Origin of the sequence: Streptomyces sp. SD31 (genome assembly GCF_052068475.1) — a bacterium.
Lineage (GTDB): Bacteria > Actinomycetota > Actinomycetes > Streptomycetales > Streptomycetaceae > Streptomyces.
Genome location: NZ_JBQHCX010000007.1, coordinates 83202 through 109124, shown reverse-complemented (window position 1 = coordinate 109124; position 25923 = coordinate 83202). Strand labels below are relative to the sequence as shown.

23 protein-coding genes and 2 pseudogenes are annotated in these 25923 nt (G+C 71.5%); 7 read left to right on the top strand and 18 right to left on the bottom strand.

Features of this window, described 5'->3' with window-relative positions; all coding sequences use genetic code 11:
- Positions 1 to 2073 (top strand): 2-oxo acid dehydrogenase subunit E2, encoded by a 2073-nt coding sequence (locus ACTMVF_RS16920; protein ID WP_441271860.1) that lies wholly within the window; start codon positions 1 to 3, stop codon positions 2071 to 2073.
- Position 2074: 1 nt separating this feature from the next.
- Here the strand turns inward: ACTMVF_RS16920 and ACTMVF_RS16915 are convergent, their stop codons facing one another.
- Both ACTMVF_RS16915 and tgmA read right to left on the bottom strand, forming a co-directional pair.
- Positions 2075 to 3031: an MvdC/MvdD family ATP grasp protein gene (locus ACTMVF_RS16915; protein WP_441271859.1), complete on the bottom strand. Its 957-nt coding sequence runs from the start codon at positions 3029 to 3031 to the stop codon at positions 2075 to 2077.
- A gap of 14 nt (positions 3032 to 3045) precedes the next feature.
- Entirely contained in the window at positions 3046 to 3237 is a 192-nt protein-coding gene (gene tgmA, locus ACTMVF_RS16910) for a putative ATP-grasp-modified RiPP (protein ID WP_441271858.1), read from the bottom strand.
- Positions 3238 to 3468: 231 nt separating this feature from the next.
- Here tgmA and ACTMVF_RS16905 point away from each other — a divergent pair, with 231 nt between their 5' ends.
- A complete protein-coding gene (locus ACTMVF_RS16905) occupies positions 3469 to 5463 on the top strand; it encodes a GDSL-type esterase/lipase family protein (protein ID WP_441271857.1) in 1995 nt (664 codons plus the stop codon).
- An 18-nt stretch (positions 5464 to 5481) separates the two neighbouring features.
- Here the strand turns inward: ACTMVF_RS16905 and ACTMVF_RS16900 are convergent, their stop codons facing one another.
- Genes ACTMVF_RS16900 through ACTMVF_RS16890 form a run of 3 tightly spaced genes read right to left on the bottom strand, consistent with a single transcriptional unit; the run spans position 5482 to position 8690 of the window.
- On the bottom strand, positions 5482 to 5907 hold the full coding sequence (locus tag ACTMVF_RS16900) for a hypothetical protein (RefSeq protein WP_441271856.1): 426 nt from the start codon (positions 5905 to 5907) through the stop codon (positions 5482 to 5484).
- A gap of 57 nt (positions 5908 to 5964) precedes the next feature.
- Complete coding sequence (locus ACTMVF_RS16895) at positions 5965 to 7158, bottom strand: esterase-like activity of phytase family protein (RefSeq protein WP_441271855.1); 1194 nt, start codon at positions 7156 to 7158, stop codon at positions 5965 to 5967.
- A gap of 53 nt (positions 7159 to 7211) precedes the next feature.
- Positions 7212 to 8690, bottom strand: coding sequence for an MFS transporter (locus tag ACTMVF_RS16890; protein ID WP_441272088.1), 1479 nt, complete (start codon positions 8688 to 8690; stop codon positions 7212 to 7214).
- 217 nt (positions 8691 to 8907) lie between these two features.
- Between ACTMVF_RS16890 and ACTMVF_RS16885 the strand changes: the two are divergent.
- Positions 8908 to 9003 (top strand): annotated as a pseudogene (locus ACTMVF_RS16885) (hypothetical protein); the annotation flags it as partial.
- 103 nt (positions 9004 to 9106) lie between these two features.
- Positions 9107 to 9865 (top strand): alpha-L-rhamnosidase-related protein, encoded by a 759-nt coding sequence (locus ACTMVF_RS16880; RefSeq protein WP_441271854.1) that lies wholly within the window; start codon positions 9107 to 9109, stop codon positions 9863 to 9865.
- Between the two features lie 63 nt (positions 9866 to 9928).
- On the opposite strand, the gene ACTMVF_RS16875 is transcribed toward ACTMVF_RS16880, so the two are convergent.
- Complete coding sequence (locus tag ACTMVF_RS16875) at positions 9929 to 11359, bottom strand: cytochrome P450 (RefSeq protein WP_441271853.1); 1431 nt, start codon at positions 11357 to 11359, stop codon at positions 9929 to 9931.
- Between the two features lie 407 nt (positions 11360 to 11766).
- On the opposite strand from ACTMVF_RS16875, the gene ACTMVF_RS16870 reads away from it, so the two are divergent.
- The 3 genes from ACTMVF_RS16870 to ACTMVF_RS16860 are packed head-to-tail and all read left to right on the top strand — an operon-like array spanning position 11767 to position 14590.
- Positions 11767 to 12813: a FecCD family ABC transporter permease gene (locus tag ACTMVF_RS16870; protein WP_441272087.1), complete on the top strand. Its 1047-nt coding sequence runs from the start codon at positions 11767 to 11769 to the stop codon at positions 12811 to 12813.
- Between the two features lie 2 nt (positions 12814 to 12815).
- On the top strand, positions 12816 to 13601 hold the full coding sequence (locus ACTMVF_RS16865) for an ABC transporter ATP-binding protein (protein ID WP_441271852.1): 786 nt from the start codon (positions 12816 to 12818) through the stop codon (positions 13599 to 13601).
- A complete protein-coding gene (locus ACTMVF_RS16860) occupies positions 13586 to 14590 on the top strand; it encodes an ABC transporter substrate-binding protein (protein WP_441271851.1) in 1005 nt (334 codons plus the stop codon). Before ACTMVF_RS16865 ends, ACTMVF_RS16860 begins: the two co-directional genes overlap by 16 nt.
- Positions 14591 to 14601: 11 nt before the next feature.
- Here ACTMVF_RS16860 and ACTMVF_RS16855 read toward each other — a convergent pair whose 3' ends face one another.
- The 12 genes and pseudogenes from ACTMVF_RS16855 to ACTMVF_RS16800 all read right to left on the bottom strand — a co-directional run bounded on the left by ACTMVF_RS16855 (position 14602) and on the right by ACTMVF_RS16800 (position 25897).
- The gene (locus tag ACTMVF_RS16855; RefSeq protein ID WP_441271850.1) at positions 14602 to 15537 is read right to left on the bottom strand and encodes an L-tyrosine/L-tryptophan isonitrile synthase family protein; all 936 of its coding nucleotides are present in this window, start codon (positions 15535 to 15537) and stop codon (positions 14602 to 14604) included.
- Positions 15538 to 15725: 188 nt separating this feature from the next.
- Entirely contained in the window at positions 15726 to 16997 is a 1272-nt protein-coding gene (locus ACTMVF_RS16850; RefSeq protein WP_441271849.1) for a cytochrome P450 family protein, read from the bottom strand.
- The gene (locus ACTMVF_RS16845) at positions 16994 to 17155 is read right to left on the bottom strand and encodes a hypothetical protein (RefSeq protein ID WP_441271848.1); all 162 of its coding nucleotides are present in this window, start codon (positions 17153 to 17155) and stop codon (positions 16994 to 16996) included. The genes ACTMVF_RS16850 and ACTMVF_RS16845 overlap by 4 nt, the downstream gene beginning before the upstream one ends.
- 131 nt (positions 17156 to 17286) lie before the next feature.
- On the bottom strand, positions 17287 to 17529 hold the full coding sequence (locus ACTMVF_RS16840; RefSeq protein ID WP_441271847.1) for a hypothetical protein: 243 nt from the start codon (positions 17527 to 17529) through the stop codon (positions 17287 to 17289).
- A gap of 192 nt (positions 17530 to 17721) precedes the next feature.
- A pseudogene (locus ACTMVF_RS16835) lies at positions 17722 to 18501 on the bottom strand (ABC transporter ATP-binding protein); the annotation flags it as partial.
- A 43-nt stretch (positions 18502 to 18544) separates the two neighbouring features.
- Positions 18545 to 19639 (bottom strand): FecCD family ABC transporter permease, encoded by a 1095-nt coding sequence (locus tag ACTMVF_RS16830; protein WP_441271846.1) that lies wholly within the window; start codon positions 19637 to 19639, stop codon positions 18545 to 18547.
- A complete protein-coding gene (locus ACTMVF_RS16825; protein WP_441271845.1) occupies positions 19636 to 20706 on the bottom strand; it encodes an ABC transporter substrate-binding protein in 1071 nt (356 codons plus the stop codon). The genes ACTMVF_RS16830 and ACTMVF_RS16825 overlap by 4 nt, the downstream gene beginning before the upstream one ends.
- 112 nt (positions 20707 to 20818) lie before the next feature.
- Entirely contained in the window at positions 20819 to 21511 is a 693-nt protein-coding gene (locus ACTMVF_RS16820) for a sigma-70 family RNA polymerase sigma factor (protein ID WP_441271844.1), read from the bottom strand.
- A 250-nt stretch (positions 21512 to 21761) separates the two neighbouring features.
- Positions 21762 to 22466 (bottom strand): hypothetical protein, encoded by a 705-nt coding sequence (locus ACTMVF_RS16815; RefSeq protein ID WP_441271843.1) that lies wholly within the window; start codon positions 22464 to 22466, stop codon positions 21762 to 21764.
- A 157-nt stretch (positions 22467 to 22623) separates the two neighbouring features.
- Positions 22624 to 23166 (bottom strand): copper chaperone PCu(A)C, encoded by a 543-nt coding sequence (locus ACTMVF_RS16810; RefSeq protein WP_441271842.1) that lies wholly within the window; start codon positions 23164 to 23166, stop codon positions 22624 to 22626.
- Positions 23163 to 25685, bottom strand: a complete 2523-nt coding sequence (locus ACTMVF_RS16805; protein WP_441271841.1) for a heavy metal translocating P-type ATPase — start codon at positions 25683 to 25685, stop codon at positions 23163 to 23165. The genes ACTMVF_RS16810 and ACTMVF_RS16805 overlap by 4 nt, the downstream gene beginning before the upstream one ends.
- A complete protein-coding gene (locus tag ACTMVF_RS16800; RefSeq protein WP_441271840.1) occupies positions 25685 to 25897 on the bottom strand; it encodes a hypothetical protein in 213 nt (70 codons plus the stop codon). The genes ACTMVF_RS16805 and ACTMVF_RS16800 overlap by 1 nt, the downstream gene beginning before the upstream one ends.
- Between the last annotated feature and the right edge of the window lie 26 nt (positions 25898 to 25923).

The window sequence follows — 25923 nt, the reverse complement described above, 5'->3', positions numbered from 1 at the left end:
ATGACGACAACCGTGGCGATGGCGCAGGCGCTCAACGCCGCCCTGCGGGACGCGCTCGGCACCGACGAACGCGTCGTGGTCTTCGGCGAGGACGTCGGCCGCCTCGGCGGCGTCTTCCGGGTCACCGACGGGCTCACCGAGGAGTTCGGCGACCGGCGCTGCTTCGACACCCCCGTCAGCGAGGCCGGCATCGCGGGCCTCGCGGTCGGCATGGCGATGGCCGGGTTCCGACCGGTGGTGGAGATGCAGTTCGACGCGTTCGCCTACCCGGCGTTCGAGCAGATCGCCTCCCACATGGCCAAGATGCGCAACCGCACCCGAGGTGCGCTCCCCCTGCCGCTGGTCGTCCGGATCCCGTACGGCGGCGGCATCGGCGGCGTGGAGCACCACAGCGACTCCAGTGAGGCGTACTACGCGCACACGGCCGGTCTGAAGGTGGTGACGCCTGCGACGGCCGCCGACGCCTACTCCCTGCTGCGCGAGGCGATCGACGACCCGGACCCGGTGATCTTCCTGGAGCCCAAGCGCCACTACTGGACCAAGGAGGCGCTCCGACTCCCGTCCCGCACCGAGCCGTTCGGCACCGCCGCGATACGCAGGCCCGGGAGCGACGCGACATTGGTGGCGTACGGCCCCTCCGTCGCCGTCGCCCTGGAGGCGGCCCGGGCGGCCGAGGCCGAGGGCCTCGACGTGGAGGTGCTGGACCTGCGCACCCTCGTCCCGCTGGACGACCGTACGCTCACCGCGTCGGTACGCCGCACCGGCCGCTGCCTGATCGTGCACGAGGCACAGGGCTTCGCCGGGGTCGGCGCCGAGATCGCGGCCCGGGTGCAGGAGCGGTGCTTCGACGCGCTGGTCGCGCCGGTGCTGCGGGTCACCGGCTTCGACATCCCGTACCCGCCCCCGCTGCTGGAGGACGCGCATCTGCCGGGCTCCGGGCGGGTGTTGGAGGCCCTGCGCCGACTGCTGCCGGGAGGTAGCGAGCAACGGCCCCGTCAAGTCGTGCCTGTTGTCTCCGACTCGAACGGCCATACCTTCCATCTGCCCGATCTGGGCGAGGGGTTGGCGGACGCCGAGGTGCTGGAGTGGATGGTCGCGGTGGGCGACACAGTCCGGCACGACCAGGTCGTGGCCGAGGTGGAGACGGCCAAGTCGGTGGTGACGCTGCCGAGTCCGTACGCGGGGACGGTGACGGCCCTGCACTGCGGGGCGGGCGAGGTGGTGCGGGTGGGGGCACCGTTGCTGACAGTGACTCAACCCGCATCGCAGGAAGCGGGTTCAGGTGCCGTACTCACCGGCTACGGGACGAACGGGGCGCGATGGTCCGCACCGGCATCCACCGCCATGGCCACGGCTACGGCTACCACGGGCACCGCGGACACGCCGATCCACCCGTCGGGCACGGACACCCGCACGCGGCTCGACGCCACCGCCGACAAATACCTCCGCAGTCACCGCGACACGCCCGCCGTCACCATTTGGGCGGACGCCGACGCCACGAACCTCCTCGCCGCCCGCGCCACCCACGGCACAGGCCTGCTGCCGCTGCTCGCGCAGGCGTGTCTGGCCGGGCTCGCCGCCTTCCCCGACCTCAACGCCCGTGTCGACACGGGCCGCGGGGAGATCGTCCGCCTTCCCGACGTGCACCTCGGCTTCGCCGCGCAGACCGCCCACGGCCTGGTCGTCCCCGTGGTCCGGAACGCGCACCGGCTCACCCTGGACGACCTCGCGGCCGAACTGCGCCGCCTGACCGGCCTCGCCCGCGAGGACGCCCTCCCCCTGGAACACCGGACCGGCGGCACCTTCACCCTGAACAACTACGGCCCCCTCGACGTCGACGGCGCCACACCGATCCTCAACCACCCCCAGTCCGCGATGCTCGGCGTCGGCCGCATCACGGACCGCCCCTGGGCGGTGGACGGCGGCGTGGCGGTGCGCAAGGTCGTCACCGTGTCGCTCACCTTCGACCACCGGGTGTGCGACGGGGGCACCGCGGCCGGATTCCTGCGCCATGTCACCGACCGCCTCGTCACCGACCGCCTCGCCACCGGCCCGGCGGCTGACGGCGACTGACTCACCGGCGGCTCTCAGGAGGGCGCCGGTCCGCCCTGCGCTGCGCCAGCCACAGGGCGACCTCCTCCGAGATCGGCTGCCCGGTCTCCAGTTCCACGAAGCCGAACTGGCCGCCCTGGTTGCACTCCAGGAACCACCAGATGCCGTCCTCGTCCTCGGCGAAGTCGAAGGCGGCGTACGCCAGTCCGGCCAGGGTGACGTACTCGTGCACCGCCTTGCCGATGCGTTCGGGGACCGGGACCGCCTCCCAGGCGTGCCCGGTGTCGCCGTAGCGGCCGTCGACCTGGCCGGGTTCGGCGGTCTTGCGCGCGGCGAACAGCCGGGTGCCGACGCAGGTCAGCCGGATGTCGGCCCGCTTGGGTACGTACCGCTGGAGCAGCGCCGGCCCGGCCGCGACCGCGGAGAAGTCCGCCTCGGGGCCGACGAGGGTGGTGGGCAGGGCCGGCGCGGGGTCTCCGGGGGGCGGCCCCGAGGCGGACTTCACCACCACGTCCCGGTACTCCTCGGCGAACTCCCGCGCCAGCCGGGGTGACGTGGTGAAGACCGTCGGCGGTACGGCGAAGCCGGTGAGGTGGGCGACCCTCAACTGCCAGGGTTTCAGCCGGGCCTGGTCGGCGTTGCGCGGATGGTTCATCCACCGTGCGGCGGCGGAGTGCAGCATCCCGTACAGCGCCTGCCGGGTCTCGGCGGTCAGCCACGGTGAGGGGTCGGCCGCGTGCGCCGCCGGTTCGCCGGGCCTGCGCACCCAGATGGAGCGCAGGCCGCTCATGCTGAGCACATGTCCGTTGACCGACAGGTGCCCGTCGAAGTCACCATGGGCGTAGTCGGCGGACAGCACGGCCTTGCCCGGCAGGTCGGCGGGGTCCAGCCGCAGCACGGGAGTCCCGGTCCCCTGCAGCCTGGCCACCACCATGTCGGCGGTCACGTCCTCTTCGCAGGTCAGGATCAGTACGGTCATTCGCGTACGGATCGTCAGTCGTCGAAGTGGGTGGCGGATCCGGCGGTGGACGTCGTGGTGCCGACCGCGAGCAGAAGGTCCGGGTCACTGACGGCGGGGCGGCCGTCGGGCAGCACGTTCAGCTGGCGGGCCGGATCGAAGTGATACGGCGTCACCGCGTGGGAGAGCGCCCTGGGGAGGGTGTAGTTGAGGGTGAACGGTCGCATGGTGAACCTCCGGTGAAGTGCGCGTGAATCACCGTCACTTACGCGCCTTTTCTGTAAGGAATTCATCACTTTCCGCCACATCGGCGTGAAGGTCGTCACACCCTTCACGCCTCTTGCCTGAATTCCCTGACTCATCACAGGAGTTCTTGACGCTGAACCGTTTCATTGCTTCTCTCGAAACACAGTTCTTCATGGGAGCGCTCCCGACCCCCCACGTTGAAAGGGATCCCCGTGCAGACAACCCCCCATCCCAGACGCACGCTTTCGGTCCTCCTCACCGCAGCGCTCGTCGCCTGCCTGCTCTCCCTGTCCTGGGCGGGCGGCTCTCCGGCGCGGGCAGCGGCCGGTGACGGTTCGGTCTCCGACCCCAACATCGTCTACGTGGGCCGCTGGGACACGAGTTCGGGCACCGCCGCCGTGCCCCACTGGTCCGGCGCATACCTGCAGACGGCCTTCACCGGCACCACGGTGAAGGTCAGGGCGAGGGACGCCGTCAACTTCTACACCAGCATCGACGGCGGACCCGACGTCTTCCACGCCGGCGTGCGCGGGACGGTGAACCTCACTCCCCAGCCCCTGTCCTCCGGCACCCACACCCTGCGGATCTCCTACCGCTCCGGCGACACCGTCTTCCAGGGCCTCGTGCTGGACCCCGGCGCGCGCACGGTCGGTCCGACCGTGCCGTCAGGGCTGGTCGAGTTCGTCGGGGACTCCATCACCGCCGGCGCCCTCACCGACCGGCTGGCACTCGACTCGTACGCGTGGAAGACCGGCGAGCGGCTGGGGATGCGGCACACCAGGATCGCCCGCGCGGGCTACTGCCTGGTCGCCCAGTCCGGTTGTACGGGCCTGAGCGGCCAGTACTTCAGGACCGGCAGCACCGGCGACCAGAGCTGGGACTTCTCCCGCTACGGGGCGAACGCGGTCGTCGTCAACCTGGGCACCAACGACATCGGCCACGGCGTGTCCGGCTCCGCCTTCCAGGCGGCGTACACCAAGTTCCTGAGCGACCTGCGCGCCAGGCACCCCGAGGCGCACCTGTTCGCCGTGCAGACACTGAAGAAGCGCTACGTGACGGAGACCAGGGCCGCCGTGAGTGCCCGCAACAGCTCCGGTGACGCCAAGGTGCACTACGTCGACACCACGGGCTGGCTCACCGACGGCACCGACTACGAGGACGGCAACGGCCATCCCAACGAGGCGGGGCACACCAAGTTCGCGGGCCGCCTGGCGCCCGTCATCGCCGACCGGCTGGGCAGTGCGGCCGGTGTGTCCACCAAGGCGGCCGCTCCCGGCCAGCCCGGCGACCCCAACATCAAGTTCGTCGGCCGCTGGGACACACGCAGCTCCAGCACCCTCTACACCCCGTACTGGGCCGGCGCGTACTACCGGGTCGGTTTCACCGGCCGCACGGTCAAGCTCAAGCAGCGGAACACCATCGACTTCTGGGCGCGCATCGACAACGGGCCGGTGAAGTTCTACGACGACGTCAAGGGCACCGTGGACCTGACCCCGACGGCTCTGGCCTCCGGAAACCACACGCTCCAGGTCAACTACCAGGTGGTCGCAGGGTCGTACCGCGGCGACGCCGTCTTCCAGGGGCTGGTCCTCGACAGCGGCGCGACCACCTTCGCGCCGTCGGCCCCGGCCAAGGTGATCGAGTTCGTCGGCGACTCGATCACGGTGGGCACCACCACCTCGCAGAACGCCCGTACCGCGTACGGCTGGCTGATCGGCGAACGGCTCGGCGCGGAGCACACCCAGATCGCCCAGGGCGGTGCCTGTCTGGTCGCCACGGCCGACGGATGCGTGGGCCTGGAGCGGCAGTTCACCAGGCTCAATCCCAACTCCTCCACGCCCGACTGGGACTTCTCCCGCTACCAGGCGGACGCGGTCGTCATCAACCTGGGCACCAACGACGTGGGGCACGGCGTCAGTTCCACGCAGTTCCAGTCGGCGTACACCAGCCTGCTGCGCAAGGTCCGTGCCGCCTATCCCCGGGCCTGGATCTTCGCCCTGGAGACCTTCCGTGGCCGCTACGTCCCGCAGACCGAAGCGGCCGTCAAGGCTGCCGTCGACGGCGGTGACACCCGGGTCTCCTTCGTCGACACGACGGGCTGGCTGGGCTCCGGCGACCTGACGGACTCCGTCCACCCGAACGACCGGGGCCACCGCGTCATCGCCGACCGCCTGGCACCGATCATCGCGGCGAGAATCGGCGGCTGACCGCGCCGGTCATCCCCGTCAGGCGCCCGACCGCAGCTCGCGGAGCACGGGCGGTGCCGCCTCGGCCAGTTGATCCACCTGGCTTTCGATCAGCCGGAGGCACTCGTCGAGCGAGTCGACGAATGTCTCCGGGATCTCGAAGGGATAGCGGTACCCGCCGTTCTCCTCATCCTCCGGGGCATCCACCGCGATGTCCGCCTCGACGGAGAAGGCCTCCGGTGACATACGAACGGTCAGGCCGCACGACATGGCGCGGCCGTCCCCGAGGTCGAGGGTCACGCCGAGGAGCTGCATGCCGGGCGTCGCACCGAACGCGGCGAACTCCCTCCAGGTGATGGCCGGTTGGTGCTCCAGGAACAGTTCGTACGCCATCGTCCTGAGCCGCCCGGCCGCGCTCCACAGGGCGATGGGCAAGCGCTGGGCGTCCTGGTCGGCTGCGTCCACGCGCCGATCATAGGACCTGTCGTTCTCGATGTGACCCCCGGCGGTGCTGCCCGGCTGTCAGCGCAACGCCCGCTTGTCCGCGTGGAGCGCAGCGGTGAGGCGGATGGTGATGAACTCGTTGTTGTCCGCCTTGCCCGGCGTACGGCCGGAGGAGAACGGGAAGTTGTTGTCGTTCAGGACCGCCAGGGTCCGGTCGTCGACGAGGTTCACGTCCTCGATCGTCTGGAACGGGAAGCGGAAGGTCTCCCCGGAGCCGCCGAGCCCCTTGGGGTCGGCGATGTCCAGCAGGTCGGCGACCAGGATCTTGTCCATCAGGCCGTCGCCGTCGCGGTCACGGGTGTCGGCCAGGTAGATCCGCTTGAACTTGGCGGTGTCGCCTTGTCCCCCGTCGCGCTCGATGACCAGGAAGCGGTGCCGGTCGACGGCGGTGGCGTCGCCGATGGCGTTCGAGGTCGACTCCAGACGGTAGACGAAGCGCTTCCCGGTGTACGTGCCCTTGCGCAGGTCGACCTCGCTGAACCGCAGATCGCCTGGGGTGTCGCCGTCCACCGTGCCTTCGAGGAGCGGGTAGAGGTGGCGGCCGTCCACGGAGCGGACGAGCCCCTCGAAGCCCTTGCTGCCGGCAATGTTCGGCTGGGCGCCGTTCAGGTACGGGTTCTCCGGCGCCTTCACCCCGTCGAGCGCGATGGGGGCCTCGATGAGGCGGCCGCGCGCGGAGAAGTGCAGCAGCCAGGGGCCGAACTCGTCGCCCATCCAGTACGTCCCGTCCGGCATCCGCACGATGGACTCGACGTCGAAGTCGGCGCCGGTGAGCACACGGTCGGCCCGCGTGAGCGGGAACGGCACATGGCGGTCCGGGTCACTCAGGTTGAACCCGCCCAGCACGGTGACCTTCCCGGTCCGCGTGTCCGGCTTGATGCGGTGGACGCGGAGCAGGAAGTCGGCGCTGTTGGCCTTGGTGCCGTACCCGTTGTCCGACAGCACCTCGAAGGTGCCGTCACGCCGGTTCACGACACCGCTGAAGCCCTGGACGGGCTGGTGGGCGAAGGGCGCCGCGATCCCGTTGAAGGGGCCCGCCCCGATGGCCGTGCCGGACGGCTCGCTGTCCGGCACGAACGTCTCGGCCGGCAGCGACGCGAAGCCGGTCAGCATGGGTCGCCCGAAGTCCTGCCCGCCCCGGTCGGCGACCGCGGGGGACGCGAGAGAGACGGTCAGCACCGCGGCACTGACCATGATCGAAATTCTTCTCATGGCGCGCACAGTAGGAGCGGCGGGTGACGGATGTGCCAACGACAGGCGTCATCTCAGGGCATCGGCATTCCTCCGCCCTGGAGCCGTTCCAGGTCGGAGGGGCGGACCTGGATCACGAGGAGGGCGATCACCGCCGCGATCGCGGTGAAGATCGCGGCCGTGATGAAGGCGGCGGAGACTCCCGAGGTGAGGATCTCGTCGGCGTACGGCGGCGGGAGCTGCCCGGTGCGTTCGAAGCGCAGCCGCTCTCCGGGGGTCGCCCGGGACATGAAGGCGGGGATCTGCTGGTCGGCCTCGTTGCGGCTGGCCGTACCGAAGACCGTGACCAGGATGGACAGCCCGAGGGAACCGCCCACCTGTTGGGTGGCGTTGAGGAGTCCGGAGGCGGCGCCCGTCTCCCGGGTGGCCACGTTGGACAGCGCCATCAGGGTCAGCGACACGAACTCCATGCCCATTCCGAGGCTGAACACGAGGATCGGGCCGAGAATGCTGCCCGCGTAGGTGGAGTGGACGTCGGTCAGGGTCAGCCAGGCGAGGCCGGTGGCGGCCAGGATCGCGCCGGTCACCATGAAGGGCTTGGGCCCGTACTTCGGCAGGAGTTGGGAGGCGAGCCCCGCGCCCACCGCGATGACGGCGCTCACCGGGAGGAAGGCGAGGCCGGCCTGGAGCGGGCTGAAGTCCAGCACGTTCTGGACGAAGAGGGTGAGGAAGAAGAACATGCCGAAGATCGCGGCGGCGAGGCTCAACATCATGCCGTAGGTGCCCGCCCGGTTGCGGTCCGCGAACATGTGCAGGGGCGTGATCGGCTGCCGGGAGCGCCGTTCGATCAGAACGAACGCGAGCAGCACGACGACCGCCGCTCCGAACGCGGCCAGGGTGAGCGGGTCCCGCCAGCCGTCCTGCGCGGCCCGGATGAACCCGTACACCAGCAGCACCATGCCGATGGTGGAGGCCAGCGCGCCCGCCAGGTCGAAGTGACCGGGGTGGCGCTCGGACTCGCGGATCCAGCGCGGGGTGGCGAGCGCTATGAGCAGCCCGATGGGCACGTTGACGAACAGCACCCAGCGCCAGTTCAGCCATTCGACCAGGATGCCGCCGGCCAGCAACCCGATCGCGCCGCCGCCCGCCGAGACCGCGGCGAAGACGCCGAACGCCCTGTTGCGTGCGGGCCCTTCGGGGAAGGTCGTGCTGATCAGAGCGAGGGAGGTCGGGGACGCGATGGCGCCGCCGACGCCCTGCAGGGCACGGGCGGCGAGGAGTTGCCACTCGTTCTGGGACATGCCGCCGAGCAACGAGGCGAGCACGAAGAGCAGTACGCCGAAGATGAAGACGCGCCGTCTGCCGAGGATGTCGCCCATCCTGCCGCCGAGCAGCAGGAGCCCGCCGAAGGTGAGCGTGTAGGCGTTGATCACCCAGGACAGGCTCGTCGTGGAGAAGTCCAGCGAGCGCTGGATGTCAGGCAGGGCGATGTTCACGATGGTGATGTCGAGCACCACCATCAGCTGGCAGGAGGCGATGACCAGCAGCGCCATACCGCTGCCCCGGCCATCGCCCGGCCTCTGCTCCGGGCTGGTGGTCCGCGTCTCGGGTGCGGGTTCGGGGTTGCTCATCGCATCGCGCCCTCGGGCGAGGGTCAGTGGCTGGTTCGCGCCACCATTCGACCGTACGCCGCCATCAAGGTGACCTCCAGTCGATCACCCTGCGGCCTCCTTCCGCAGCTCCGACCCCGACCTCGACCGTGTCTGGGAGCTGTGCCGCTACTCGATCGAGGCCACCCGCGGCGACGTGTACGTGGACACCCCGACCCGTGAGCGCGGCCCTTACGAGGGCGACGCACTGATCAACCAGCTGTCCGAGTACGGCGTCCAGCGCTCCTACGCCCTGGCCCGCTGGTCCGACGACTACCTGGTCCGCAAGGGCACCTGGCTCACCGAGTACCGGCTGATGTGTGCGATCTCCGCGTGGGAGGACTACCTCGCCACCGGCGACGACCGCCAGCTCGCCAAGGACTACGACCTGCTCGCGGCGAAGAACCTCACCACCTATCCGGACTCCCAGGGACTGGTCCGCAAGGCCCCGGCAGCACCAGCCAGAACCTGGGCGACCTCGTCGACTGGCCGGCCGCAAGCCGCGACGGGTACGGCTTCACCAATGTCAACACCGTCGTCAACGCCTTCCAGTACGCGGCCTTCGATCGCTCGCCCACTGTGCCGAGGCCCTGGGCAAGTCCGACGACGCCAAGGCCCTGCGAGGCCGCGCCGACACCCTCGCCACGGCCGTGCGCGACACCCTGCTCGACGCCTCGGCCTGCCGGTTCCTCGACGGTGTGGGCACCTCCCACAGCGCCCAGCACGCCACCGCCTTCCCGGTCGCGCTCGGCGTCGCGGACTCCCTCGACGCCGAGGTCCTGGCCAGGCTCGGCGACACCCTCGCCGCTGGCGGCATGAAAGTGAGCGTGTACGGCGCCCAGTTCCTCCTCGACGCCCTGTTCCGCCTCGGCCGCGCGGACGCCGTGCCGCCGAACTCACGCGCCGTCCTGGAGGTGGAGACCGGGGACGCCGATCCGTCGGCGTACCGGGTGACGGCGACGCCTCCGGGCGGCCGGGGCCGCGTGACGGTCAAGCCGTTCACCGGTCTCACGGGCACGGTGCTGCGGATCCGTCCCGTTGGCTCGGGTACGGCGGAGGTCGAGCACGTGTCCTCGTGACCAGGGCCTGTCCGGCGTGCCAGGCCCCGCGACGCCGGCATGATCCGCCGGACAGGCCCTGGGTCAGCGGCCGGTGCGGATGAGTCCCGTCAGATAGCGCCACAGCGAGGAGCGCTGCCGGGCGGCCGGGACGGGCAGCATCGCCTCGGCTTCCGGCTCGGCGCTCTGCGGTGCGGAAGCGGACGTCGGCGGCCGCCCGGCGCGCTGACGGGGCATCGGGGCGAGTTCGTACCGTACGGGCAGTGAGCGCAGGCCGCGCATGAACGGCGAGGAGCGCCACGGCAGTTGGTCGGCCGGAAGGGCGAGGTCCAGATGGGAGAACCGCTCGAAGAGCCGGCCCACACCCACCGCCGCGACCGTCGACGCGAGTTCGCGCGCCGGGCACTGACGGCGGCCCGCGCCCCAGGACAGGTGCGCCCGGGTACTGATGGTGCTGCTCGCCGCCACATGGTCGGCGAAGAGCGGGTCGGCGTGCGCGGCGGCGGAGGAGACCCAGACCGGGTCGCCCGCCCGGATCGTGTAGTTGCCGAGCGCGGTGTCCTGGGCGGCGAAACGCGGCACGAAGTTCACCAGCGGCGGCTTGCGCATGACCACCCGGTTCATGGTCTCCCTGATCATCCCGGCGGACAGGCTGGCGCGCACGCCGCCGTCGCCCTCACCGGAGATGACCTCGACCACCGTGTTGGACATGAGGATCCCGACGTGGTCGGAGGTCATACCGAGCAGCATGAACAGTTCACGGGCCAGCTCGTCCAGCGAGAGGTCGGGATGCGCGGCGAGAAGGTAGGAGGGGAAGTCGTCGCCCGGCTCCTTCAGCTTCACGGCCGCCAGTTCCGCGAGTGTCGCCAGCAGTCGCTCCAGGGCGGGTTCCGCGTCGGGACCGGCGTCCAGGACCCGCCACATGTCCATCAGCGCGTCGTCGCCCTGGGAACCGGGGAAGCCGAGCAGATGGCTGGCCACCATCAGCGGCAGCGGCCGGGAGAACTGTGCGGACAGGTCCGCCACGCCCGTACCGCCGCCCTGTCCGACCAAGGTGATCAGGTCGTCGGCGTAAGCGGTGACGGCCGCCTTCAGCCGCTTCGCCTGCGGGTGGCCGGGGTCCTGGAAGGGCTTGAGCGCGGCGTCCCAGGCCGTCCGCAGCGTCCCGTATCCGGGGCCGCCCTGGATCAGCACATGGTTGACCTCCAGGGACGGCCCGAGCGGCCAGTCGGCGGGGACTTCGCCCGCCGAGCGGGCCCGCCAGTTCTCCAGCCCCTTCGGCCAGCCGTCGTCGTCCTGGAGGACCTGCAGCGCCTCCCGGTAGCCGAGGACTAGCCAGGCGGGCACACCGAGCAGGTCGACCGGTGCGACGGGACCGTGCTGCTGCCTCAGCCGCTCGTACACGAGCGAGGGACGCGTCTCGTAGTCGCGGGTCAGCAGCGGTTCGGGAGCCAACTCCTCCAACCGGGTGCCCTCGACGCCCACGGATTCGCTCTCACCCCACTGGGATTTCATCTGCCTGCCGCCCTCCGACACTCCCCGCACCGGCTCACTACCAGTCAGTAGCCGACACGCCGGTGACCCTACCCCAGGGGGCACTTGCGGGTGAACGGGCCCCGGCGGGATGTTCTGTTACGCTCCCCGGGCCTCCCGCGGGGGAAGTCCGGTGAGAGTCCGGCGCTGACCCGCAACGGTGTGCGCGGGGACCATGTGGTCCGTCGCGTGAGCCCGATCGCCCGTGGTGGGTGCGACCCGTTGACTGCTCGCCGTGGACTGCGAGAGGGGACCGCGCGGCCGGCACGGTCGTACGGGCTGTCTCCCTGATCGATGTTCACAGGCGGCCCCAGGCGAAGGACCGCCCGCCCGTGCACCGAAGTCAGACCCGGACACCGATACCGACACCGAGACCGGTTGCGTCACGACTGCCCGGTGCGTCACGCGTATCCGTGGTGTCGCTCGTCGTCGGGCTGGGGCTCCTGCTCCTCGTCTCGCTCGTGTGCGGTGTCGGGCTCGGGGCCGCCGGGATCGGGTGGGGCGATGTCTTCCGGCTGCTCGGGGCGGGGCTGACCGGTGGGACCATCGACGCCGGGGACGTCGCCGCGTACACCATCGTCTGGGAGATCCGGCTGCCGCGCGTCGTGCTCGGTGCGGTGGTCGGGGCCGGGCTCGCGACGGTCGGGGTGGCCGTGCAGGCGATGGTGCGCAACGCGCTCGCGGATCCGTTCGTGCTGGGCATCTCCTCGGGCGCCGCGGTGGGCGCCAACGCCGTGATCCTGCTGGGGGCGTTCGCGGGGCTGGGGGTCTGGGCGCTGTCCCTGTCGGCGTTCGCCTCGGCGCTCGCGGCGACGGCGCTGGTGTATGCCGTGGCCCGGTCGCCGCACGGCCTCACGCCGCTGCGGCTGATCCTGACCGGGACGGCACTGGCGTACGGCTTCGAGGCCGTCACCACCGTCATGGTGTTCGGGGCGGCCCGAGGTGAGGCGGCGCGGTCGGCGATGATGTGGCTGCTCGGCAGCCTGGGCGGCGCGACCTGGGTCCAGGTGCCGCTCGCCGCGGTGACCGTGGCGGCCGGGTGGGCGTGGCTGCGGTGGCGGGCCGAGGCGCTCAACGCCCTCGCGATGGGCGACGAGACGTCCGCGGCGCTCGGCGTCCAACCGGCTCGGCTGCGCCGGGAGTTGTTCCTGGTCACCGCCGCCGTGACGGGAACCGTCGTCGCGGTCAGCGGGGCCATCGGGTTCGTCGGGCTGATGGTGCCGCATGTCGTACGGATGCTGGTCGGCGCCGATCACCGGCGGGTGCTGGTCGTGGCGCCGTTCGCCGGGGCGGTGCTGCTGGTGTGGGCGGACCTGCTGTCACGGCTCCTCCTCGCCCCGGCCGAGCTGCCCGTCGGGGTGATCACGGCCGTCGTCGGGGTGCCCGCGTTCGTGCTGCTGATGCGGCGCGGCGGCTACGCGTTCGGAGGTCGGTGAGGATGCGGCTCGACATCGAGGGTGTGGCGGTCGAGGCCGCCGGTGCTCGGCTGGTCGACGACATCCGGCTCGCCGTGGACAGCGGGGCGTTCGTCGGGCTCGTCGGCCCGAACGGCAGCGGCAAGTCCACGCTGCTGCGCTGCGTGTACCGGGCGCTGCGTCCGGCCGCGGGCGTGGTGCGGCTCGACGGGGACGACGTGCACGCCATGGCGCCGCGGGCCGCCGCCCGGGTACTGGCCGCGCTGCCGCAGGAGTCGTCGGCCGAGTTCGACTTCACGGTCGCGGAGGTCGTGGCCATGGGGCGGCTGCCGCACCGGGACCGTACGGCCGTCTCCGACCGGGAGATCTGCGCCGCGGCCATGGACCGCACCGGCGTCGCCCACCTCGCCGACCGCGGGTTCCTCGCCCTCTCCGGCGGCGAGAAGCAGCGCGTGCTCATCGCCCGGGCGCTCGCCCAGCAACCGAAGGTCCTCGTCCTGGACGAACCCACCAACCACCTCGACATCGCCCACCAGTTGGATGTGCTGTCCCTGGTGCGGGCCAGCGGCCTGACCGTGCTGGCCGCCCTGCACGACCTCAACCTGGCCGCCGCGCACTGCGACGTCCTGTACGTCATCGAAGGCGGCCGCATCGTCGCCTCCGGCGCTCCGCACGAGGTTCTTCAACCCACCCTGCTCGCCGAGGTGTTCGGGGTCCGTGCCCATCCGGTACGGCATCCGGAGATTGGCGTGGTCCAGCTCCTGTTCGACCTCCTGCCTCAAGGAACCACCACATGCGCAAGCTCGTAGCCACCGCCCTCTGCCTCGTCGCCACCGTCACGGCGACCGGCTGCGGAGCCACCGTGGAGAAGTCGGCGGACGCCAAGTCCTCCGCGGTCACCCTCACCAACTGCGGTCGCGAGGTGACGTACGACAAGGTGCCCGAACGCGTGGTCACCAACGACGTCGGTATCACCGAGTTGATGTTCGCGCTCGGTCTGGAGGACCGCATGGCCGGGTTCGCCATGCCCGACGACAAGGGCGATCTGCGCGGCGTGCCGTGGAAGGACGGCTATGGCAAGGTGAAGTGGCTGTCGAAGGACCAGCTCACCAAGGAGAACGCCCTCGACGCCCGCGCCGACCTCGTCTTCGCCGGCTGGAACTACGGCTTCCGCGAGGACAGCGGCTTCACCCCCGACGCCTTGAAGAAGCTCGGCATTCCCTCGTACGTCCTCACCGAGTCCTGCCACAACGACCGCACCGAGACCTCGCGCGGCATCATGCCGCCCTTGGACGCCCTGTACGCCGACCTCACCAACCTCGGCAAGCTGTTCGGCGTCGAAAAGCGGGCAGCCACGCTGATCGCCGGCTTCAAGAAGGAGATCGCCGAGGTGCGGGCGAAGGCCCCCAGGGGCGCCGACCGGCCGAAGGTCTTCCTGTACGACAGCGGCCAGGACCAGCCCTTCACCTCCGGCCGCTACGCCGCCCCCGAGCAGATCATCAGCGAGGCCGGCGGGACCAACGTCATGCACGACGTCCAGGACTCCTGGACCACCGTGGGCTGGGAGAGCGTCGTACAGCGCGACCCCGACGTCATCGTCATCTGCGACTACGGCGACGTGAGCGCCGAGCAGAAGAAGAAGTTCCTGCTCTCCTACGCGCCCCTGCGGAACGTCTCCGCCGTCAAGCACAAGCGGATCTTCGTCCTCGACTACGTCGACCTGGTCGAGAGTCCCCGCAACCCGTCAGCCGTCGCCCGGCTCGGCACCTATCTGCGGACGGTCGCCGAGGAGCGGTGATCGCCGGGACGTCACCGCTCGAAGTGGCTCGGTCTGCCGTCGCGGTGGATGAGACGGCCGAGCCGCTGCGCTCTGGCGCGGGGCATGAGGGTCCAGGTGCCGTCGCGCTCGCGCAGGGCGGCGGAGTGCCAGGGCGTGGTCCACGCGTCGGGCGCGTCGAGGAGACGGATGCCGAACTTGCGGGCGCCGGCCGGCTGAGGGTGTATCGACAGGCGTACGGCGCGCGGGTGGTGGTCGTCGATCACACCGCCCCAGGCGCGGCTGCGCTGGATGACGCCGTACGCCCGTCTGCGGCACTCGCGTTGCAGGGCGGAACGGGTGCCGGCGAAGTCGGCGGTGTCCTCGACCAGGAAGCGGGTGATGCCCCGGTACAGGTCGAGGGTTCGGGCATCGGTGCGGACCTCGGTGCGCAGGGCCTCCAGGGTGGGGGCGTAGTGGTGGTGGACGTGGGCGCGTTTGGCGTCGTGAGGGAGGTCGCCGAGGACGTCACGCAGGTCGAAGACGGAGAGGTGGTGCAGGTCCGACTGCCTTATGAACGCGCGCAGTTCGTCGGAGTAGGCGTCCGTGTGGGCGTCGGGGACGCGGATGAGGTCGCCGAAGACATGGCCGTCGGAGCAGATGACGACGCGGGCTCCGGGCGGGTGGATCCGCTCGATCTCCGCGCAGAGTCTGTCGAGGAACGTGAGGGACAGACGTTCGCCCATGTCGGGGAGGTGGCCCAGGGTCTTGGCCGGGTTGGGCGACTTGCAGGGGAAGCCGGGCAGGGTGAAGACGATGGGGGCGCCCTCGCGGACGAAGTCGGTGATCCGGCGCAGCTGATGGGGGAACGCCCTGGCCGATGGGCGGGCCGGGGCCGGGTCGGCCGTGCGGTGGTGCGGCAGGAGCAGGTTCAGGATCTGCGCGCCGAGGGTCTCGGGGAGGGTGTCCGGTGCGGTCGTCAGCAGCATGTCGTTCCTCCAGGGGCGAGTGTGTGGGCATGCGGGCATGGCGGCATGGCGCGGCCTGGCGGGCCAGGCGCTGTGGGTCGGGTGGGGGGGTCGGGCGAAGCCGGAGTCGGGCGAAGCCGGGGTCGGCCGGGGCGGGGATCAGTCGCAGGCGGGGTCGGTCGGAGGCGGGGTCGGTCCGCAGTCGGGCCTCACAGCCGTCGGTCGTAGGCGACGGGCAGGTGGTTTGTGCCGCGCCCCAGGACGGACGGGATCCACTCGATGTCCTCGTCCCTGGTGGCGAGACGCAGTCCCGGCAGGCGTGCGAGCAACGTGCCGAGGGCGACCTGGAGTTCCGCGCGGGCGAGCGCGGCGCCGGGGCAGAAGTGGATGCCGTGGCCGAAGGCGAGGTGGGGGTTGGGCGAGCGGTCCAGGTCGAGCGCGTCGGGTTCCTCGAAGCGGCGCGGATCACGGTTGGCCGCGCACAGGGAGACGATCACGGAGTCACCGGCCGGGGCCTCGGTGCCGTGCAGGTCGCTGTCCTGGTCGAAGAAACGCCAGGTGGTCAGCTCGAAGGCGCTGTCGTGACGCAGGAGTTCCTCGACCGCGCGGGGCATGAGGCCGGGGTCGTCGCGCAGGCGGGCGAGCTGGTCGGGGTGGCGGAACAGGGCGATCAGGGCCGTCGTGATCTGGTTCGTGACCGGTTCCTGGCCCGCGACCAGCAGCTGGAAGATCATCGAGTCCAGCTCCTCCTGGGACAGTTCGCCCTGGTCACGGGCGACGACGAGGCGGCTGAGCAGGTCGTCGTCCCCGTGCTCCCGCTTGTGGGCGACGATCTCGGCGATATAGCTCTCCAGACCGTGCAGCCGGGCCTCGTACGACGGCCGCCCCGGGTCCGCCGGCCCGACCGGTTGGACGACCTTGCCCCAGTCGCGGTCGAAGCGCGCCGCCAACTCCCCGGGCACGCCGATGACTTCGGCGAGGACCTGGAAGGGGAAGTGGGCGGCGAAGCCGGCGACCAGGTCCGCGGGCCCGGTCTCCGGCAGGGCATCGACGAGCCGGTCGGCCAACTCCTGGAATCGGGGCCTCAGTTGCACGACACGGCGCGGCGTGAAGGCGTCCGTCACGAAGCGTCGCATGCGGGTGTGCTGCGGCGGGTCCTGGTGGAGCAGATGAACCTGGAGCCGGGAGTGCTGTGGCTCGGGCATGATCGAGGCGCGGGCACGCCAGCGGTCGTTGCCGCGGTCGTGGTTCTTGCCGAGGCGGTCGTCGTTCAGGACGGCGTGGGCGGCCTCGTAACCGGTGACGAGCCAGGCCCGCACGCCGCTGGGGAAGAGGACGCGGTGGACGGGTCCGGCCTCACGCATCTGCTCGTAGAGGGGGTAGGGGTTGCTCTTGTACGGGCAGCCCATCAGCGGGACCGGGTCGGGGAGCGGCTGCTGTCGGTGCACGGCCGGGAGAGGTTCCTGGTCCTGGAGGGTCATGGGTGGGGCTCCTCGGAGGGCGGGTTCGGGGGTTTCGCCGTCGAGGTGGGGTACGCGGTGTCGTGGCCGGTGCGCGCCGCGTTCACGATGTCCATGTGGAGCATCGCCACGAACGACAGCGCGCCCGCCACAGCCACGAGAACCCAGCGGTCCGTCACTCTCGCGCCCCTCCCTCGGATGGTCGGCTGCCGGACAGCAGCCTCGTTCCAGAGGTCGGGGGCGCCGGGGGCTGAGTTCCCGGGCGTGGTCGACGATGTGATCGACTCGGAGTCGGTGCCCCGGTACGGCGTCAGGCCGTGATGATGCCGTCCAGCTTGCCGGACTTGGCGTCGGCGACCAGCGAGGAGAACTGGTCGGCGCTCATCTGCACACGCTGCCCGAAGTCGTCGGTGAGGATCACCCGGCGCTCGGCCGGGGCGGCGGGGTCGACGAACAGTTGCGGACAGCCGCAGTCGCAGTCGCCGCAGAAGGTCGCCACCGGGGTCAGGCCGTTCATGCCTTCGATGCCGTTCGTGCCTTCGATACCGCTCATGGTTCACACAGCCTTTCGCGCTCGTGGGCGCTCACCGATGTGACGCCCGGGACCAGCCCCCAAGACACCGCTCGGGGCCGACATAGGGATACCCGCACCGGCCGGGTCCACCGGCCTGTCCATGCCCGCTTGCGCCTCCGGACCGTCCTGCGCGTCCGGACCGTCCTGCGCATCCGGACCGTCCTGCACGTGCGAGCCGTCCGCCGGTGCTCGGTGGTCGAAGGCGATCAGTGGGTCTCCGGTCAGCGGATGGTCCACCACCGTCGCCCGTACGCCGAACACCTCGGCCAGCAGGGCAGGGTGCAGCACCTCCCGGGGCGGGCCCGAGGCGACCACCTGACCGTCGTGCAGGACGTGCAGCCGGTCGCAGACGGAGGCGGCGGCGTTGAGGTCGTGCAGTGACACCAGGGTGGTGCGGCGCTGTGCCCGGAGCAGGGCGAGCAGTTCGACCTGATGGCGGATGTCGAGGTGGTTGGTGGGCTCGTCCAGGACCAGGACGTCCGGCTGCTGGGCGAAGGCGCGGGCCAGCAGGACGCGTTGGCGTTCGCCACCGGACAGCTCGGTGAAGCGGAACCCGGTGTGCCGCTCCATGCCGACGTCCGCCAGGGCGCCGGCGACGGCGTCCCGGTCGGTGGCGTCCTCACCGGCGAAGGCCCGCTTGTAGGGCGTACGGCCCATGGCGACGACCTCGCGGACGGTCAGCTCGAAGTCGCCGCCCCGCTCCTGCGGGAGAGCCGCGACATGCCGGGCCGCCTCGGCGGGGCTCAGTCGGCGCAGGTCGGTGCCGGACAGCAGGACCCGGCCGGCGGCCGGCTTCAGGTGCCGGTAGACGGTGCGCAGGAGCGTAGACTTGCCGCTGCCGTTCGGGCCGACGAGGCCGGTGATCTCGCCCTCGGCCGCGAGGAGATGAGCGCCGGCGACGACGGTTCGGCCGGCGTAGGCGACGTGCAGGTCCTCGATGTCGATCCTCAACTGCCACTCCCCCAGGTCCTCAAATCACGCTCATCCCAAGGCCTCAACTCCCGCTCCCCAACCGCCGGTCCAGCAGATACAGCAGTGCCGGAGCACCGATCAGCGAGGTGATGACGCCGACCGGCAGTTCCTGCGTCTCCATGGCCGTACGGCACACGATGTCGACCACGACCAGGAGCAGCGCCCCGAACAGTGCCGAGACGGGCAGAAGGCGGCGGTGGTCGCCGCCGACGATCAGGCGGCAGGCGTGCGGCACCATGAGCGCGACGAAGGCGATCGCACCGGAGACGGCGACGAGTACGCCGGTCAGCAGGCTGGTGAGCGTGAACAGTTCCCGGCGCAGGCGGGTGGCGTCGACGCCGAGCCCGGCGGCCGTCTCGTCACCCATGATCAGCGCGTTGAGCGCCCGGGCCCGTGCCTGGAGCCACAGCAGGGTGACGGGCACGGCGACGGCGGGAGCGGCGAGCAGGGGCCAACTCGCGCCGCTCAGGCTGCCCATGAGCCAGAACAGCACGCTGTGGGTCTGCTGCTCGTCGCCGGCCTGGAGCACGAGGTAGCTGGTGAACCCGGACAGGAACTGCCCGATCGCCACCCCGGCCAGCACCAGCCGCAGCGGCGCGAATCCCCCGCGGCGCCGGGCCACCGCCCACACCAGCGCGAACGTGGCGAGGGCGCCCGCGAAGGCCGCCCCGGACAGTCCGAGCCCGAGCGCGCCGCCCGTACCGAGGCCCAGCACGATCGCGGCGACCGCTCCGAGGGAGGCGCCGTTGGAGATGCCCAGGAAGTACGGGTCGGCCAGCGGATTGCGCACCAGGGCCTGCATCGCCGCACCGACGAGGCCGAGCCCCGCGCCGACGAGAGCCGCCAACAGGGCCCGGGGGACACGGAGTTGCCAGACGATCAGGTCGTTGGTGCCGGGGCGCGGCGCCTCGCCGGACAGGCGGCGCCAAACCACGTTCCACACCTCGCCGGGCGGGATGGACGTAGAGCCCCAGGACACCGCCGCGGTGAGGGCGACGAGCAGGGCAAGGGCGAGGATGAGTGCGAGCGGCCCGGCGGGCACGGAACGGGTCCGCGCGGGCTCCTGCGGATCACCGCGTTCCTCCGTGCCCTTCCGGCGCACCAGGGTGTCGGTCACGGTCGGCCGACCTTGCCCGGGTAGAGGGTCTTCGCGATCTCCTCGACGGTGTCGGCGTTGCTGACGCCGGCGATGGTGGTCCGCTCGGAGCCGATGCGCAGGAAGTGGCCCTCCTTGACGGCCTTCAGACCCTTGGTGGCGGGGTTCGACTCCAGCCGCTGCTGCGCCTCGTCGAACGCCTTCTCGTTCCCGGCCTCGCTGCCCCGGTTGCGCACGCCGAGCTGGATCCAGTCCGGGTTCTTCGCGATCACGTCCTCCCAGCCGACCTGCCGGTAGTCACCGTCGCAGCCGGCGAAGACGTTGCGGGCCCCGGCGAGGGTGATGACCGCGTTGGCGACCTGGCGGTTGCAGACGGCCATGGGCTGCTTGGTGCCGGCGTCGTAGTCGAAGAAGAAGTACGTGGGCCGCTCGTTCTCGGGCGTGCCGCCCACCGCCTTCCTGACGGCCTCCACCTTCTCCTGCATGCCGTCGACGAGTTCCCTCGCCTTCGCGCGCGTGCCCGTGACGGCGCCGAGGGAGGTGATGTCGTCATGGACGGCGGACAGGTCGGTGACCGGCCTCTTGCTCGCGGCGGCGCAGGCCGTGGACTTCAGGAAGGTGTGCTTGATGCCGGCCGCCTCGAACTCCTCCTCGGTGGGCGCGTCGCCCATACCCGCGCCCATGTTCATCGAGGCGAAGGTGTCGATGTACAGGTCGGCGCCGGAGCCGAGGAGCTTCTCCTTGGGGATCAGGGTCTTGCCGAGCACCTTGACCTGCTGTGCTCGTGCGTCGAGCTCGCCCGGCAGGGTGCCCTTTCCGGGCGGGAAGCCGGTGCCGATCACCTTGTCCCCGGCGCCGAGGCGGAGCAGCAGTTCCAGGCTGGAGGCGTTGCTGGTGACGATGCGCTTCGGGGCCTCGGTGAAAGTGGTCCTGGCACCCATGCAGTCGGTGACGGTGACCGGGTAGCCGTGTGAGTCGCCCTTGCCGGCGGCGGAGCTCGGGGTATCGCCGTCCCCGCTGCCGCAGCCCGCCGCCAGCAGGCCACCGAGTACGGCCGCCGTCGTACCCCGCCACACACGAGAACGCATCGAAACTCCCCACGATCCACTGGATGCACGGGCGGATCTCCGCCGCCCGATCCAGTAGTCGGGGCGAGGCCGGTGTCAGTTCCCGGCAGGGGGAACCGACACCGGCGTCCCGTCAGGCGGCCGCGGCCGCCGGTTCAGCCACGGCCACGGCCACGGCATCGGCCGCGATCTCGGCATCGGCATCGGCCTCCGCCTCGGTCAGCAGCTCGACGAGGGTCGCCCGGGCGCGGGCGACGCGCGAGCGGACCGTCCCGACGGGGCAGTCGCTCATCTCGGCCGCCTCCGCGTAGGGCAGGCCCACCAGCTGGGTCAGGACGAACGCCTCGCGACGCTCGTCGGGCAGCGCATCCAGCAGGTCGAGCAGGGCGATGCCGTCGTCGAAGCCGGGCAGGCCGGTCGGCTGGGCGCGTTCCGCCGTCAGCGTCCAGTCGTCGGTGTCGCACAGCCGGGGCCGGGCGGCGGCGTACCGGTGACTGTCGATCACCGCGCGGCGCGCGATGGACAGCAGCCAGGCGCGCGCCGAGGAGCGGCCCTCGAAACGGTGCAGGCTGCCGAGCGCCCGCAGGAACGTGTCCTGCGCGAGATCGTCGGCGGCCTGCGGATCGGCGGAGAGGTGCGCCACATACCGCACGACGTCGCGGTGCAGGGAGCGCACGAAACGGTCGGTGGCGTCCGGGTCACCGCCGCGCGCGGCCAGTGCCCACGCGGTCGTGGACTCGTCCCAGGAGGCCGTTTTGGAGGTGTTGTCCGCCTTCGTGCGACTCACGCGGGTCGTGCGTGAGGAAGGCAGGGCAGGAGTGATCACCTGAGTCCTTCTCGGTAGTCCGGGCTCCGGCACGGCGGCGGGCACTGCGGCGTCGCCGCCGGACACCAGGTCACGTGTGCGCGACGCGTGCGGGCACGCCGTACCGGAGTTGTCCGGGGATGCAGGGGATTCGGCCGTACGGCAGTACGGCCGGGCCCGAGGCACGGTCGGTGGCTACGACGCGACACCTGTACGGCCGTCGACGACGCGTCGACGGCCATGTCCCTACGGCCTCGGGAAGCCGGCTGTCTCAGACGACAGCGATCCCCGCCGGAGGCCCCCGAGAAGTGATCGTGTGGACGAGCGGAAGCAGCCGCGGCGCCCGGTCGGAACGGCCGCGACGCGGCCTGAGACGTGGGCGGTGCGGTGGTACGGGCAGGGCGAGCGACAGTCGCAGCGGGGCGGCCAGCCATCCGGCGACGGCCCGCAGAATGCGGAACGCGGCGCGCTCACCGTGCCCCAGCCACAGACCACAGAGCAGCGCGGCGAGGGTGTGGGCGGCGAACATACCGAACGACGACGTGCCCGCCATGCTGTGGCCCATGCCCATGTGGTCAACGCCCATGTGGTCCATGCCCGTGTGGCTCATGTGGCTCGCACCCATGTGGCCCATGGACATGGAGGCCATGGAATCCATGGACATGGGATCCATGGAGCCCCCGCCCATGGGCAGGGAACCGATGTCGTGCCCGGCAGCGGTGGAGGGCTGTGCGAACTCGAAGGCCGCGTGCAGCCCGCCCTGGGCGACGATCACGACGGACACGACCAGCGGGAGCCCACGCTCCCGGCCTGCCAGGCACCAGCCCGCGCCGCCCGTGAGGACGGCACCGGCCGCCAGCGTCCACCAGGGGACGGTCGCGCCCGACATCAGTACGTGGCCGAGGGCAGCGAGCAGCACACATACGGACGCGAAAACCGCGGCCCGTATCGTGCGCACACCCCACCCAGCAGTCATGACGGCCCTCATCCTCGCATCCGGGGCCCACTCGTCACGGGTGGGTACGCACAACACCCCCGTCCCGCACTCAAGCCCAGAAGAGTGATACAGGACACATGGACAAGAGGGAACTGGGCGCGCAAGTCGGCCGACAAGTAGAGGTGTGGGGCTGCCGTCACTCGTCCTCGCCGGGGCGGACCACCATCGCCTGCACCTCGATCCGCCCGCCGCGCTCGAAGTGGAGCGTGAACGGCACATACGTGCCCGGCTGCCACCCCGGCTCTGCACGCAGCGTCACATCCAGGCCGTACGGCGACATGGCGAGGCTACCGCCGGCCGGGACGCGGGCCGAGTCGACCGTCTGTGCGTACGCCATCCGGTCGCTGGTCATGCGGTGGCGGCTGAGCGTCGCGTCGCCTCGGGCGGCCGACGACGTCACCTTGATCAGCCGGTCGTCCGCGCCCCCGGAATTGGTGATCTCGAAGAACGCGGCGGTGTCCCGGACGTCGCCGTACGGGAGGAAGACGCGCCCGTCGGTGACCGCGATCCGGGCCGGGCTGCCCGCGTTGCCCGAGACCACCCAGGTGGCCAGGCCACCCAGGGCGACACCGCACGCGGCGATCGGGGCCAGCGCGGTGAGCAGGCCGTCGACGATCCGGCTGCGGGTCCGGCGCGGGGCTTCGGGAGGGGCCGTCCGCTCGGCCGTGGATATGGTCATCGGGCACGACCTCCCCGGCCCTCATGTGCCGCGCGCCCATGGGCTTGGTCACCATGGGGCCCGCCCATACGGCCCCCGCCATCGTGTGGCCCGCCCATATGGCCCTGGCCGCTATGTGCCGCGCGCCCATGGGCTTGGCCACCATGTGGCCCGCCCACACCGTCCCGGCCGCCATGTGCCCTGCGCACACGCCCCCGAGCCGACGCAGGCTGCCACCCCCGCAGCCGCAAGCTGTTGCCCACCACCAGCAGTGAGCTCGCCGACATGGCCACCGCCGCGACCATGGGGTTGAGCAGGCCGACCATGGCCGGCGGCACGGTCACGACGTTGTAGCCGAAGGCCCACAGCAGGTTGACGCGGATCGTGCCCAGGGTGCGCCGGGCGAGCCGTACCGCGTCCCCGAGGGCCTCGATGTCGCCGCGCACCAGGGTCACGTCGGCGGCCCCGATGGCGACGTCCGTGCCCGTGCCCATGGCGATGCCGAGGTCGGCGCCGGCCAGCGCCGCCGCGTCGTTGACGCCGTCGCCGACGACCGCGACTCGACGGCCCTGGGCCCTCAACTCCCGTACGAGGTCGGCCTTGTCCTCGGGGGTGCAGCGCGCGTGCACCTCGTCGATGCCGAGCGCGGAGGCGACCGCGCGGGCCGGCGCCTCGTGGTCGCCGGTGGCGAGCACCGGGTGTACACCGAGGCGCCGCAACCGGTCCACGGCACGGTAGCTGCCGGGTCGTACGACGTCCCCGATCTCGATCAGCGCCTCCGTGGCCCCGTCGACGCGGACGAGGACCGGCGTGTGCGCGGCGGCCTCCGCCACCGGGAGCACGTGCGCCAGCGCGGCGGGCAACTCGTCGTCGGGCGCGAGGACTTCGACCAGTCGGCCCTCGACCCGCCCGAGCACACCCCGGCCCGGCTCCGCGCGGAAGTCTCGCACCTCGGGCAACGTCCCCTGCGCGGGCAGGGTCCGGCGGGCATACGCGACGATCGCGCGGCCCAGCGGGTGTTCCGAGCCCTGCTCCACCGCCCCGGCCAGCCGCAGTACGGCTTGTTTGCCGAGCCCACCGGGCACGGCCGTGACCCGGGCGACGCTCATGTGCCCGGAGGTGAGGGTGCCGGTCTTGTCGAGTACGACGGTGTCGATGTGCTGGAGCCCCTCCAGCGCCTGCGGCCCCCGGACCAGGACGCCCAGCTGGGCGCCGCGTCCGGTGGCGGCCATCAGGGCAGTCGGGGTCGCCAGGCCCAGCGCGCAGGGGCAGGCCACGACCAGGACGGCCACGCACGCGGTGATCGCCGCCTGCGGATCGGCGCCGGCCCCGAGCCAGAACCCGAGCACGGTGACGGCCAGCGCCAGCACCACGGGCACGAACACCCCGGACACGGCGTCGGCCAGCCGCTGCGCCCGCGCCTTCCCGGCCTGAGCATCGGTCACCAGCCGTGTGATGGCGGCGAGTTGTGTGTCCGCGCCCACGGCCGTGGCCCGAACGAGCAGCAGTCCGCCCGCGTTGACGGCGCCGCCCACCACCGTCGCCCCGGGCCCGACCTCGACGGGCTCGCTCTCGCCGGTGACGAGCGACAGGTCCACGGCCGAGTTGCCCTCCACGACCTCGCCGTCGGTGGCGACCCGCTCGCCGGGCCGTACGACGAAGACCTGCCCGACCGGCAACTCCTCGATCGGGACGAGGCGTTCGGTGCCGTCGTCCTCGCGCACCGACGCTTCCTTGGCGGCGAGCCGGGCGAGTGAGCGCAGTGCCGCCCCGGTGCCGTGGCGGGCACGCGCCTCCAGGAACCGGCCGGCCAGCACGAACAGCGGGACGCCGACGGCCGCTTCGAGGTACAGGTGCGCGCTGCGTCCATCTGCGGCTCCACCGCCGGCGTCCGCGGCGGAGGGCAGCAGGCTGAACGGCATCCGCATCCCGGGCGCCCCCGCGCCGCCGAAGAACAGGGCGTACGCGGACCAGGAGAAGGACGCCACCACGCCCAGGGAGACCAGCGTGTCCATGGTCGCCGTCGAGTGGCGCAGTCCGCGCAGCGCCCGCGCGTGGAACGGCCAGGCACTCCACACGGCGACCGGAGCGGCCAGCACGAAGCACAGCCACTGCCAGTTGCGGAACTGCCAGGCGGGCACCATCGACAGCACGAGCACCGGGACCGCGAGCAGCGCGGTGATCAGCAGCCGGTCACGCTCCTGCCGGACACTCTCGGACTCCCGTTCGCCCTCAGACTCCCGTTCGCCCACGCGCGCCCCTTCATCCCGCCCCTCCCCTTCGCCTCGACGCTCCCGCTTCTTCGGCGGCTCGGGCAACGCGGCCGTGAATCCGGCCTGTTCGACGGTCGCCACCAGTTCCTCGGGGCGTACGTCCGGCGGGTGGCTCACCCGGGCGCGCCCGGTGGCCAGATTCACCGTCGCGGTCACGCCCTCCAGCTTGGCGAGCTTCTTCTCCACCCGTCGCACACAGGCCGCGCAGGTCATCCCGCCGACGGTCAGGTCCGTGGTGGCCATCGGGGGCGCCGGTTCGATGGCCATCAGCCGCCGCTCCCGTGCCGCATGTCCATGTCCCCTGCGCCACCTGTGTCCCCCATGTCCTCGCCGCCTCCGTCACCGCCCGTTCCGGAGCGGTGCATGCCGGGCGCGACGGGACCGGTGGCGGCTCCGACGGCGTACGACACCGTGAAGATCAGGGCGAGCAGCAGCACAAACCCGCAGAGGGCGGGCGGCACAAGTGGTGGTTGTTTCATCGACGGCCTCCTGACGCACGTACCGC